This is a genomic window from Pseudoalteromonas luteoviolacea CPMOR-1, assembly GCF_001625685.1.
Classification (GTDB): domain Bacteria; phylum Pseudomonadota; class Gammaproteobacteria; order Enterobacterales; family Alteromonadaceae; genus Pseudoalteromonas; species Pseudoalteromonas luteoviolacea_K.
Map to the genome: position 1 here is coordinate 104,597 of NZ_AUYC01000021.1, position 12,998 is coordinate 117,594.

Genomic DNA, 12,998 nt, shown 5'->3' on the forward strand with positions numbered 1-12,998 from the left:
CAAACGAAATCAACAAAAATCACATTTATCAGCTGAAAATGCTTATCAGACGCTGTGATCAAGCTCAGTTTTCGGGTATGCTATTGACCAATTTTACAATCAGTTTGCAAGAAGTCTGGAAACGTCAATGCAAGAGCAATACAACCCACAAGAAATCGAACCCAAGGTTCAATCCTATTGGGAAGAAAACAAAACATTTAAAGTCGTCGAAGACGAAAGCAAAGAAAAATACTACTGCTTGTCTATGTTCCCTTACCCAAGTGGTAAACTCCACATGGGTCATGTCCGTAACTATACAATCGGTGATGTTGTGTCGCGCTTCCAGCGCTTGCAAGGCAAAAATGTCATGCAGCCTATGGGATGGGATGCATTCGGTCTACCAGCTGAAAACGCGGCTATCAAAAACAATACTGCACCAGCAAAATGGACGTATGAAAACATTGACTACATGCGTGGCCAGTTAAAGCAATTAGGCTTCGGATATGACTGGGACCGCGAAATCGCGACTTGTCACCCTGAATACTACAAGTGGGAACAATGGTTCTTCACCAAGCTGTATGAAAAAGGCCTAGTATACAAGAAAATGTCTACCGTAAACTGGGATCCAGTTGACCAAACAGTCCTTGCGAATGAGCAGGTTATCGATGGTCGCGGTTGGCGTTCAGGCGCACTTGTAGAACAAAAAGAAATTCCTCAGTGGTTCATCAAAATTACTGATTATGCACAAGAACTACTTGACGATCTAGATAAGCTTGATCATTGGCCAGAACAAGTTAAAACCATGCAGCGCAACTGGATCGGACGCTCTGAAGGTTTAGAGATCGACTTTAAGCGTGCTGATAACAACGAAAGCTTTACTGTTTATACAACACGTCCTGATACCTTTATGGGTGTCACGTATGTTGCTGTTGCTGCTGGTCATCCAATTGCTTTAGAAGCGGCGCAAAATAACGAAGCTGTTGCTGCATTTGTTGATGAGTGTAAAAACACCAAAGTGGCTGAAGCAGATTTAGCGACTATGGATAAAAAAGGTATTGCAACGGGCTTTACTGCTATTCATCCATTAACAGGTCAGGAAGTCCCTATCTGGATTGCGAACTTTGTATTGATGGATTACGGTTCGGGTGCAGTTATGGCTGTACCTGGTCATGATCAACGCGACTATGAATTTGCAACTGCTTACGGCCTTGAAATTAAGCAAGTCATAAGCCCTGCTGCAGATGCTGAACAATCAGCTGATTTAGCGAAAGAAGCATTCACTGAGAAAGGCGTGCTAATCAATTCTGGCGAATTTGACGGTCTAGAATTTCAAGCGGCGTTCGATGCCATCGCTGAAAAACTAGAGGGCATTGGCGCTGGTCAGCGCAAAGTGAACTTCCGTCTTCGTGACTGGGGAGTGAGCCGTCAGCGTTACTGGGGTTCTCCAATCCCGATGCTAAATAAAGAAGATGGCTCTGAGCTTGCTGCCACTGAGGATATGCTGCCAGTTCGCTTACCTGAAGATGTTGTTATGGATGGTGTAACGTCACCGATCAAAGCCGATCCTGAGTGGGCAAAAGCAACGGTGAATGGTGAGCAAGTATTCCATGAAACAGATACATTTGATACTTTCATGGAATCTTCTTGGTACTATGCGCGTTATTGTAGTCCACGTTACGATGAAGGCATGTTAGAGCCGGGGGCTGCAAACTACTGGTTACCTGTTAACCAATATATTGGTGGTATTGAGCACGCAATATTGCACCTGCTTTACTCTCGTTTCTTCCACAAGCTACTCAGAGATTTCGGATTAGTAAACTCTGACGAGCCATTTGAGCGTCTACTATGCCAAGGCATGGTGCTGGCTGATACATATTACCGCAAAGATGAAAAAGGCGGTGACATTTGGATTTCTCCCCTCGATGTAGAAACGGAGAAAGACGACAAAGGCCGTATCATCAAAGCATGGCACAAAGATGATGGTGAACCTGTCATGTCTGCGGGCATGGGGAAAATGTCTAAGTCTAAGAACAATGGTATTGACCCACAAACTGTAATTAAGCAGTACGGTGCAGATACTGTTCGCTTATTTATGATGTTTACAGCGCCGCCTGAACAAACACTTGAATGGTCTGACTCTGGTGTTGAAGGTGCACAGCGTTTCCTTCGTCGTGTATGGAAATATGCGGTTGACGTGAAAAGTGCGGGTCACGCAAACTTAGATCTCAGCAAGCTATCTGGCAACCAGAAAGCACTTCGCCGTGAGGTTCATAAAGCCATTGCAAAAGTTTCTGACGATGTTGAGCGTCGTCAAACATTCAATACTGCAATTGCTGCAATCATGGAATTATCAAACAAGCTACTTAAAGCGCCACTTGAGAACGAGCAAGATATTGCACTTGCGAACGAAGCACTCAATGCAATGATTATTATGCTTGCGCCAATTACGCCTCATATGTGTCACGAGTTATGGCAGCAGCTTGGACATGACGGAGATGTATTAGATGCGTCTTGGCCTGTCGTCGACCAGAGTGCGTTGGTTGAAGATGAAAAGCTTATCGTTGTTCAAGTTAACGGTAAACTCCGCGCCAAGCTAACCGTAGCTGCTGATGCAACTCAGGAACAAGTTGAAGCGATTGCATTTGCCGAAGAAAACGTGACTAAATTCACTGACGGAAAAACCATCCGTAAAGTAATTTATGTACCTGGCAAGCTACTTAATGTGGTTGCAAACTAATGATTGGCTTTGTTCAGCAAGTCATTTCAACAGCGGGTCAATTTGGCTCCGCTGTTCGCTCGCTTGCAGACATTAAAAACGGACTGGCAATTTTGCTAGTCTGTTTTGCTGTCACAGGCTGTGGTTTTCACCTCAAACAAGCTTCCTATATTCCTGAAGATTTAAGAGTACTGCATTTAACAGGAGATGATCAAAAGTCTGCGTTATACGAGCAATTAAAGTATGAGCTGCAACGTTCAAAAGTGACACTCAACGATCAAATTGATGCTCAAAATACCAAGTTCACAGCCGAACTTCATCTATACCAAGATGAATTGAACAGGCAAACTCTAAGCCTCTTTCAAAATGGTCAGGTTGCACAATATGAGCTTGCATATAAAGTGTCATATCGCCTTGCACGTCCAGATCAGGATCCCATTGAACAAAGCTTTGAACTCTATCGAAACTATCAAGATGATCCAACCAACTCGCTTGCCAAGTCTAAAGAACTAGAAATTATTTTGACGGAAATGCGCAAGTTAGCCACTAAAAGAATTATTCGCGAATTGTCACAACTCTAATGCGCTGTTATGCAAATCAATTAGCAGGTCAGCTAAGTAAAGGCCTGCACCCTTTCTACCTTGTTTTTGGTGAAGAGCCATTTCAAGAAGGTAATTGTGTACTCACTATCCGTCAAGTAGCCAAAAAACAGGGCTTTGACGAGACGATAAAGTTCGCCTTGCTACCTGGCTTTGATTGGCAGGAAATAATTGCCCAATACAATAGCATGTCTTTATTTAGCGCCCGAACGGTCATTGAGCTGGATTTAAACCAGCAAAAGCCACCAACGCAAGGCGTAAATATCCTTAAAGAAATTGCAGCCAATATAAACCCCGATGTCATTTTGATCATCAAAGGCGCGAAAGCAGGTCAAGATATTCAGCGTTCCGCCTGGTTCAAAGCACTAGATAAAAATGGCTTGTTTGTGCCCTGCTACCCTTTGACAGGCTTTCACCTTGAAAAGTGGCTTGATGAGGAGTGTAAACGTCTAAAAGTTAATTTAAAAAGTGATGCTAAACGCAGTTTATTATTAGCCACAGAAGGCAACCTACTTGCCACCTATCAAGAGCTAGAAAAGCTCTCTTTGCTCTATAAAGACACACTCATAGATCAACAACAAGTGATGGGCGGCCTACTCAATCAAGCAAAATTTGATATTTTCGATTTGAATGAAGGCCTTCTAAAAGGGAACCCCAAGTACATTATCAAAGTACTAAATAAGCTCGCGACCGATAATATCGAACCGACGAGTGTTGCGTGGACCCTGCAAAATCAAGCTCAAACACTTTTAAATATGAAGCGTGCGCTTGTACAAGGGCAACCTATCGGCCAGTTATTCAAGCAGTTCAATGTCTGGAAAAATCAACAGCAACCAACACAGCAAGCCTTGGATAGACTGCCAATATCTCAGTTAGAAAATATCATAATGTTGTTGGGGCAATTTGATTCAGCGTATAAAAGTAATGCCCTAAACGCACCGTTTCAGGGCTTGGCACACATTGCGCTAAGCTTCTGCCAGCCCGTCACCTTCTCAATGCCTTATTCAGATGACAATAATCAACTTGGCGGTGTCTACTGATGATTGCATTATTTGGCGGTACATTTGACCCGATCCACCTCGGACACCTCAATATGGCGACTCATTGCTTAGATGAGCTCTCTTTGAGCTCATTGGCTTTTATGCCTAATGCAACACCAGTTCATAAAAAGGGACCTAGCATTTCTACAGAACATCGCATTGCAATGTTAGAATTAGCCACGCAAGATGAACCAAAGTTTCATATTGATAGCCGAGAAATCAAGCGCACTGAGCCCTCATTTACTGTACTCACACTCAAAGAACTCCGAGCTGAATACCCAGAACAGCCCATCGCGTTCTTAATGGGCATGGACTCTTTTAATGGCCTTAGTACTTGGTACCAATGGCAAACTATCACACAGCTATGCCATGTGGTAGTTTACGCAAGGCCTGGAGATAAATATGCCCCTTGCACGCAACTAGAAACCTATTTAGCACATTCAAAAACCACTTCACCCGACGATTTACATCAGACACCCGCTGGCAAGTGTTACTTTTTGACAGGCAGAGCTTTTTGTGCAGCGTCAAGCCAAATTCGCCAAGCCATAAAATCTGGTAAAACCGTTGAACCTTGGCTGCCAAAACCAGTCTTAGCCTATATCAATAACAATAAGTTGTACGCACTTTAGCTGTCGCTAATCGGCTTGGGAATTCTGCACAAAATCATGTTAGAATTGCGTCCCTAATTGAAGTGTACACAGTAAAGAGATTCTGATTTGGATTCAAAACAACTTTTAGACTTTGCGTTAGATAAAGTCGACGATATGAAAGCGCGTGACATTGTTAAATTGGATGTACGTGAAACATCATCAATCACAGACTATCTAGTCATTTGCTCTGGTAATTCTAAGCGTCATGTACAATCTATTGCTGATCATGTTGCAAAAGAAGCACGCCACGCAGGCGAAACACCTCTAGGACACGAAGGTCAAGATGCTGGTGAATGGGTACTGGTCGATTTAGGAGATGTGGTTGTACACGTGATGCAAGATCAAACTCGCGACTTTTACGATTTAGAAAAGCTTTGGGGCTAACGTGAAAATTCAGTTAATTGCGGTTGGTACAAAAATGCCAGCTTGGGTAGAAACTGGGTTTAAAGAATACCAAAGACGTTTCCCCAAAGATATGCCATTAGAGCTGATCGAAATTACCGCGGGTAAGCGCGGTAAAAATGCTGATATCAAGCGGATCTTGCAACAAGAGGGTGAAAAAACCCTCGCCGCAATTCCCAAGGGAAACCGAATCGTGACGCTTGAAGTAACAGGTAAGCCTTGGGATACGCACCAATTAGCAAGTAACATGGAAAAATGGCAACTTGATGGCCGTGATGTCAGCTTACTTATCGGTGGACCTGAGGGCCTTGCACCAGAATGCATCGCCGCATCAGAGCAAAAGTGGTCATTGTCAAACCTCACTTTGCCGCACCCGCTGGTCAGAATTGTCGTAGCTGAAAGCCTATATCGCGGCTGGAGCTTAAACAACAACCACCCTTACCACAGAGAATAATTATTCCATGATAAAAAACCGGCCAACGATCCGCGACCACAGCGCTGAAGCCAATTTGTTTGCGCGCCGCGCGTTTGTTGGCTTTGTTTTTGTCGTCATTCTCATTGGTGTACTGCTCAACAATATCTACACGTTACAGGTTGAGAAACACGAAACGTATCAAACTCGTTCGAATGATAATCGTATCAAAGTTATTCCAATTGCGCCCAATCGGGGGCTAATTTACGACAGAAACGGGGTGCTACTAGCCGAGAATAGGCCAGTTTATAATCTTGAGGTGATCCCCGAGCAGGTGGATGACCTCGACAAGTCGCTTGAATTAATAAGTGAAATAATCAGCGTTACTGATGCACAAAAAAATACCGTCAAAAAGAGTAATCGTCGTTCAAGGCGCTTTAAAAGCCAAGTGCTTAAAGCCCGGCTGAATGAGCAAGAGGTTGCTATTTTCTCAGTCAACCAACACCGATTCCCTGGTTTCAGTGTGGAAGCAAGGCTTGCTAGACATTACCCCTATGGCGATGCACTCACTCACGCTTTAGGATACGTCTCTCGCCTTAACAAAAAAGAACTCAGTGAACTTGAATCTCAAGGACAAGCTAAAAACTATCGCGCTACACATGACTTTGGCAAGTTGGGGATTGAAAAATTCTATGAACAACGCTTACACGGTCAAGTGGGATCGCAACGTGTAGAGGTGAACAACCGCGGGCGGATCATTCGCTCACTCAGTATTGAGCACCCTAAACCTGGTGAGGATCTGGTACTCACTTTAGATATTGGCTTACAAAAAATTGCACAAGAAGTACTCGAAGGAGTCCGTGGTGCTATTGTCGTTATGGACCCGAAAGACGGCGGGATATTAGCCCTTTATTCAAACCCCAGCTACGACCCTAATTTGTTTGTACATGGGATCAGTAGTAAAGATTATCGAGCATTACTTAACCCCGATAGGCCATTAATAAACCGAGCAACTCAGGGGCGATATGCACCTGCATCAACGGTTAAGCCTCACCTTGCAATTTTGGCTTTAGAAGAAGGGGTTGTTAAAGAAGACACTAAAATATGGGATCCCGGTTTTTTTCAAATTCCAAATGTCGAACACCGGTGGCGTGACTGGCTCCGGTGGGGACACGGACACGTAGATGTGTATGAAGCAATTGAGCAATCTTGTGACACCTATTTTTACGAAACCGCTTACAAACTCGGGATCACAAAAATTAGTAACTTTATGAGCCAATTCGGCTTTGGTGATCTTTCAGGCATTGATATCCATGAAGAAACACCAGCAATCATGCCGACAACCGAGTGGAAGCGCCAGCGATTTAAAGAATCGTGGTGGCCTGGAGACACGATTTCTGTAGGCATTGGCCAAGGTTATTGGACAGCGACGCCAATGCAAATTACTAATGCAGTTTCTATTTTAGTCAATAAAGGAATACATCGTCCTCCCCACCTCGTGCAAGTCGCAAAGCAAGACAATGATGTAGAACAAATGTACACCGAAGAAAAACCACCTGTGGTGTTAAAGAACCCACATCATTGGAAAATCGCTTTAGATGCCATGCATAACACGGTAAAAAAAGCCCGAGGTACTGCACATAAGGCATTTTTAGGTGCCACTTACGACCCTGCCGGAAAAACAGGCACAGCCCAAATTGTGAGTATTGCTCAAGGCGAGAAATACGATGCTGAAAGCCTCAAAGAAAAGCATCGGGATAACGGTATTTATGTCGGATTTGCACCTTACAACGACCCTCGCATCGTGGTGACCGTTATTGTAGAAAACCAAGGCGGTGGATCAACCATTGCCGCACCAATTGCACGAAAGCTGATGGACTATTATTTCGAAACTTACCCAAGCCATACGGAGGGTAAATGAATCAATTAAGACAGCGTCGCTCTTTTTGGCAGCGTATTCATATCGACTTTCCTCTATTTGCCGCCTTGTTGATCATGATGGCAGGCAGTTTGGCTGTAGTTTACAGCGCAAGCGGCCAAAATATGGATATGATGGCTCGCCATGCAACACGTATGTTAGGTGCTGTTATTGCACTGGTTGTCATGGCTCAAATTTCGCCTAACACACTAAAAAGACTTGTTTTCCCGTTATATACGGTTGGTCTAATCATGCTGATATGCGTATTCTTTTTTGGCATCACCATCAATGGTGCTAAGCGCTGGTTAGATATTGGGATCACTCGATTCCAACCCTCGGAAATCATGAAATTAGGCGTACCAATGATGGTTGCTTGGTATATAGGACGCCAACAATTACCCCCAAAAATACTGCATATCATTATTGGATTTGCAATTGTACTTGTGCCAACAATCTTAATTCAAAAACAACCGGACCTAGGTACTTCTTTGCTCATTGCAAGCTCTGGGATATTTGTCTTATTTTTGTCAGGTCTCAGCTGGCGGTTAATTGGCACCAGTGTGCTGCTTGCGATCCCAGGCGCTTTTGCCATGTGGCATTTTGTTATGCATGAGTACCAAAAGCAACGGGTGTTAACCTTATTGGATCCAGAAAGCGATCCGCTTGGCGCTGGATACCATATTATCCAATCAAAAATTGCCATTGGCTCTGGTGGCATAGAAGGCAAAGGCTGGTTGCATGGTACCCAATCTCAACTCGAGTTTTTACCTGAGCGCCACACTGACTTCATTTTCTCTGTCCTCAGTGAAGAGTTTGGCCTACTTGGCGTCGTCATGCTATTGAGTGTTTATCTATTCATTATAGGCCGAGGCCTTTACATCGCTGTCAAGGCACAAGAAGCATTTAGCAAACTACTTGCAGGTGCCTTAACACTCACATTTTTCGTCTATATTTTTGTCAACATAGGTATGGTCTCAGGGTTATTACCTGTCGTTGGCGTTCCATTGCCTTTGATTAGCTATGGCGGTACATCGATGGTTACACTGATGGCCGGTTTCGGTATCATTATGGCAATAGCAACAGATAAAAAAATGCTACTAAAATAATTTATGAACAAAACTCTACTGCTCCCGTTAAGCGCCATTTTATTATTAAGTGCCTGTAGTGGTCGATATCACACAAGCCAAGATAAAGCCCCCTTGCGGGCGCCAACGCAACTTGAAATGCAAGATGCCAAAGTGACCAATGAACCAAAAAGTGTCAGTGCAGGTCGCCCTTACACAGTATTAGGGAAAAGCTATACCCCTATGTCTGATGAAAAAGGCTTTACTCAAACTGGCACCGCATCTTGGTATGGGCGAAAATTTCATGGCTACTACACCTCAAATGGTGAAACCTTCAACATGTTTGATATGACGGCAGCGCACAAAACACTGCCACTGCCGAGTTTTGTCAAAGTGACTAACTTGGCAAATAATGTGAGTGCAATTGTCCGAGTTAACGACCGAGGTCCTTTTCATGATGATAGAATAATCGACCTCTCATACGCCGCCGCCTATAAACTCGGATATCACTTACAAGGTACAGCTGAGGTTAAGATAGAAGCGATTACCATTGATCGCAAAAGCCCAAGATTAACTTATGTCCAAGTTGCGGCTGGCAGCAACATGGAAAATGTACAAGCACTGGCAACACAGCTTTCGAATAAGTTTGAATTAGGTACTCCTATCGCGTTTGAAGATAATCTCTACAAATTGCGACTTGGACCGATTTTGGATGACCAAACAGCACAAAAAGTGCTACAAACCTTACAAGAAGGTGAATTTAACAAAGCTTTCTTGCTTTATAGCGAATATGAACTTTAAAATATTCAAAATCTGAATTACGTAATTTTTGTTCCGCGACTTAACACCAGCATGTAAGTATACTGCTCGGTATGTTGGACAAAAATAAAACCAATTGGGCGCTGCAAAAACAAGCCATCGTCCAAACTAAATTGAAAAGCGAGCATGATGACAGTATTTAAACCAAAAGTAGTTAAAAAAATCCTTGGTGTCGTGTGTTCTTTGTCATTATTTTCGGCAAGCGCACAAATCATTCCTTCTCCACCACAAATGAGTGCAAAAGGCTACTTCCTAGTTGACTTCACAACAGGTAAAGTCATTGCTGAAGGTGAACCAGATACCAAGCTCTTGCCTGCGAGTTTGACAAAAATGATGACCAGCTACGTTATTGGTACAGAAATTTTGGCAGGTAACATCGCACCTACTGACATGGTCACTATTAGTGAAAATGCTTGGGCAAAAAACTTTCCTGAATCATCAAAAATGTTCATCGAAGTCGGTAAAAAAGTCAGTGTTGATGATTTAAACCACGGTATTATCATTCAATCTGGTAATGATGCATGTGTTGCCATGGCTGAACACATCGCTGGCAGCGAAAGTGCATTCGCAGATTTAATGAATGCTCATGCTGAAAAGCTAGGTATGACCAACAGCTTCTTTATCAATAGCCATGGTTTAGATGCCCCTGAACAATTCACCACTCCAAGAGACATGGCAACTTTAGGTGCAGCGCTTATTCGCGACGTGCCAGAAGAGTACGCGCTGTACAAGCAAAAGTCATTTACCTTTAATGGCATCAAACAGTACAACCGTAACTCGCTGTTATGGGATGCTAGCCTAGATGTCGACGGTATTAAAACAGGCCATACTGCGGAAGCTGGCTACAGCTTAGTGACGTCTGCCACAAAAGGTGATATGAGACTGATCGCGGTTGTGATGGGCACTGAAAGCGAACGTGCGAGAAAAGTCGAAAGTAAAAAACTATTAAACTATGGTTTTAGATTCTTCGAAACAATCACGCCTTACAAAGCGGGTGACAGCTTCGCTGATCAGCGTATCTGGATGGGTAATAAAGAAACGGTTTCTTTAGGTATTACACAAGATACACCTATTACGATCCCACGTGGTCAACGTAAAAATTTAAAAGCCCACTTCGAGCTAGATCAAACACTAACTGCCCCACTTGCTAAAGGTAGTACAGTGGGCACATTATTCTTGCAATTAGATGGCGAGGATATTGCGCAGTATCCATTGGTGACACTTGAAGAAATTGAAGAAGGCAGTTTCTTCAGCCGCATATACGACTACTTACGTTTACAGATCATGCAATAACCCTGTATTGAGTATGTATATAAAGCAACGACGCCTCAATTAGAGGCGTTTTTTTTTGCCATAAAAATGATAGAATGCCGCCATTATTGAGGTAATGATGCCTAAGTGAAAACAATTCACATTACACAATCATTGCTTAGTATCTGTAGTGAGGAAACCGTCGTGGTAACACCTGTAAAAAACACTAAGTTTGATGAGTACTTAGAATTTCCCTGCCCATTCACTTTTAAGGTCATGGGCTTGGCAAATGTTGATCTGACAGATCAAATTCTTACCAAAATGCAAGCAATTGCGCCTGGCGATTACGCGCCAAAGGTCAAGCCGAGTAGCAAAGGCACATATGAGTCTGTGACTTTAGTTGCGACAGTGACTTCAAAAGAGCACATTGAGCAGATATACACTGAACTGGGTAGTATCGAAGCTGTTCGTTACGTACTGTAGTGAAGGAAGTCCATGAGCAACCATAGCGTCATCATTCGCCACCTTGGGCGACAAAGTTACGAGCCTATTTGGCAGAAAATGCAACACTTTACTGATCAGCGTGATGATTCAGCAGCTGATGAGATCTGGTTAGTTGAGCACAACCCTGTCTTTACTCAAGGTCAAGCCGGCAAAGCCGAACACGTACTTGCACCAGGTGATATTCCTGTCGTCAAAGTCGATAGAGGCGGCCAAGTAACTTACCACGGCCCTGGCCAACAAATGATGTACGTCCTGTTTAACCTACGTCGTTTAAAGATTGGCGTACGAGAATTGGTTACTTGGCTTGAAGAGACCATTATTGAAACTTTGCAAGAATACAACATCAATGCCTATGCTAAAGCTGATGCGCCAGGTGTTTATGTTAACAATTGCAAAATTGCTTCTTTAGGCTTAAGAGTGAGACGAGGCTGCTCATTTCACGGACTTGCACTCAATGTCAATATGGACCTCAGTCCATTTTTGCGTATTAACCCATGCGGCTATGCTGGCATGGAGATGGTACAAACTAGCGATTTAAATGGGCCTACTACGCTTGAAGAAGCGGGTAATGGGCTCATTAAGCATATGCTTAAGCGTGTTAATGCTGAGCATGTTGTTCACACTGAAGGGTTTGAGAACGAATGAGTAAACCAGTCAAAATGGAGCCGGGTGTAAAATTACGCGATGCCGAGAAAATGGCATTAATTCCGGTCAAAGTACTACCAACTGAACGAGAGCAAATGCTCCGTAAGCCTGAGTGGTTAAAGATCCGCTTGCCAAAATCAAGTGAGCGAATTGAAGGCATTAAAAGTGCAATGCGTAAGCATGGCTTACATTCAGTTTGTGAAGAAGCATCTTGTCCAAACTTATCTGAATGTTTTAACCATGGCACTGCAACATTCATGATTTTAGGCGCTATATGTACTCGTCGTTGCCCATTCTGTGATGTTGCACACGGTCGTCCGTTAAAACCTGACGCAGCTGAGCCGGAAAAGCTTGCACTAACCATCAAAGATATGAAACTGAAGTACGTGGTTATCACATCGGTAGACCGAGATGACTTGCGTGATGGTGGTGCACAGCACTTCGCTGATTGTATCAGAGAGATCCGTAAACATAACCCAGGGATCACCATTGAAATTCTAGTACCTGACTTCCGTGGTCGTATGGACAGAGCTCTTGAGATCCTAACGGAAACACCGCCAGATGTGTTTAACCACAACTTAGAAACTGCGCCTAGGCTATACAAACTAGCGCGTCCAGGTGCAGATTATAAGTGGTCTCTTGAGTTATTACGTCGATTCAAAGAAGCTCATCCAGAAGTTAAGACCAAGTCAGGTTTAATGGTAGGGCTAGGTGAAGAGATACCTGAAATCGAAGAAGTATTAAGAGATCTTCGTGAACATAATGTAGACATGTTGACTGTTGGTCAGTACTTAGCACCATCCAAGCATCACCTGCCGGTTAAACGCTATGTGCCACCAGCAGAGTTTGATGCCCTCAAAGAGTATGCCGATGAAATTGGCTTCTCACATGCGGCATGCGGCCCGTTTGTCCGCTCAAGTTATCATGCAGATCAGCAAGCTGCAGGTAAAGAAGTTAAATAACGTTATTTAACGCTCAAAAAAGCAAGCCTCGGAGCTT

13 protein-coding genes are annotated in these 12,998 nt (G+C 43.6%); all 13 read left to right on the forward strand.

Annotated elements, in window-relative coordinates; genetic code table 11:
- The first annotated feature begins 127 nt into the window (after positions 1 to 127).
- The 13 genes from leuS (at position 128) to lipA (ending at position 12,961) form a co-directional block, all read left to right on the forward strand.
- A complete protein-coding gene (gene leuS / locus N473_RS08690; RefSeq protein ID WP_063367571.1) occupies positions 128 to 2,716 on the forward strand; it encodes a leucine--tRNA ligase in 2,589 nt (862 codons plus the stop codon).
- Positions 2,716 to 3,276, forward strand: a complete 561-nt coding sequence (lptE, locus tag N473_RS08695) for an LPS assembly lipoprotein LptE (RefSeq protein ID WP_063367572.1) — start codon at positions 2,716 to 2,718, stop codon at positions 3,274 to 3,276. The genes leuS and lptE overlap by 1 nt, the downstream gene beginning before the upstream one ends.
- Complete coding sequence (gene holA, locus N473_RS08700) at positions 3,276 to 4,334, forward strand: DNA polymerase III subunit delta (protein WP_063367573.1); 1,059 nt, start codon at positions 3,276 to 3,278, stop codon at positions 4,332 to 4,334. The genes lptE and holA overlap by 1 nt, the downstream gene beginning before the upstream one ends.
- On the forward strand, positions 4,334 to 4,963 hold the full coding sequence (gene nadD, locus N473_RS08705; protein ID WP_063367574.1) for a nicotinate-nucleotide adenylyltransferase: 630 nt from the start codon (positions 4,334 to 4,336) through the stop codon (positions 4,961 to 4,963). The genes holA and nadD overlap by 1 nt, the downstream gene beginning before the upstream one ends.
- Positions 4,964 to 5,050: 87 nt before the next feature.
- The gene (gene rsfS, locus N473_RS08710; RefSeq protein WP_063367575.1) at positions 5,051 to 5,368 is read left to right on the forward strand and encodes a ribosome silencing factor; all 318 of its coding nucleotides are present in this window, start codon (positions 5,051 to 5,053) and stop codon (positions 5,366 to 5,368) included.
- A 1-nt stretch (position 5,369) separates the two neighbouring features.
- Positions 5,370 to 5,840, forward strand: coding sequence for a 23S rRNA (pseudouridine(1915)-N(3))-methyltransferase RlmH (gene rlmH / locus N473_RS08715; protein ID WP_063367576.1), 471 nt, complete (start codon positions 5,370 to 5,372; stop codon positions 5,838 to 5,840).
- 7 nt (positions 5,841 to 5,847) lie between these two features.
- A complete protein-coding gene (gene mrdA / locus N473_RS08720) occupies positions 5,848 to 7,719 on the forward strand; it encodes a penicillin-binding protein 2 (RefSeq protein WP_063367577.1) in 1,872 nt (623 codons plus the stop codon).
- Complete coding sequence (rodA, locus tag N473_RS08725; RefSeq protein ID WP_063367578.1) at positions 7,716 to 8,822, forward strand: rod shape-determining protein RodA; 1,107 nt, start codon at positions 7,716 to 7,718, stop codon at positions 8,820 to 8,822. Before mrdA ends, rodA begins: the two co-directional genes overlap by 4 nt.
- A 3-nt stretch (positions 8,823 to 8,825) precedes the next feature.
- Positions 8,826 to 9,581 (forward strand): septal ring lytic transglycosylase RlpA family protein, encoded by a 756-nt coding sequence (locus N473_RS08730; protein WP_039611600.1) that lies wholly within the window; start codon positions 8,826 to 8,828, stop codon positions 9,579 to 9,581.
- Positions 9,582 to 9,728: 147 nt separating this feature from the next.
- Entirely contained in the window at positions 9,729 to 10,892 is a 1,164-nt protein-coding gene (locus tag N473_RS08735; RefSeq protein WP_046356657.1) for a serine hydrolase, read from the forward strand.
- A gap of 162 nt (positions 10,893 to 11,054) precedes the next feature.
- Complete coding sequence (ybeD, locus tag N473_RS08740; RefSeq protein ID WP_039611602.1) at positions 11,055 to 11,333, forward strand: DUF493 family protein YbeD; 279 nt, start codon at positions 11,055 to 11,057, stop codon at positions 11,331 to 11,333.
- Positions 11,334 to 11,345: 12 nt separating this feature from the next.
- Positions 11,346 to 11,999 (forward strand): lipoyl(octanoyl) transferase LipB, encoded by a 654-nt coding sequence (gene lipB / locus N473_RS08745; RefSeq protein ID WP_063367579.1) that lies wholly within the window; start codon positions 11,346 to 11,348, stop codon positions 11,997 to 11,999.
- Complete coding sequence (lipA, locus tag N473_RS08750; protein ID WP_039611604.1) at positions 11,996 to 12,961, forward strand: lipoyl synthase; 966 nt, start codon at positions 11,996 to 11,998, stop codon at positions 12,959 to 12,961. Before lipB ends, lipA begins: the two co-directional genes overlap by 4 nt.
- Positions 12,962 to 12,998: the final 37 nt, after the last annotated feature.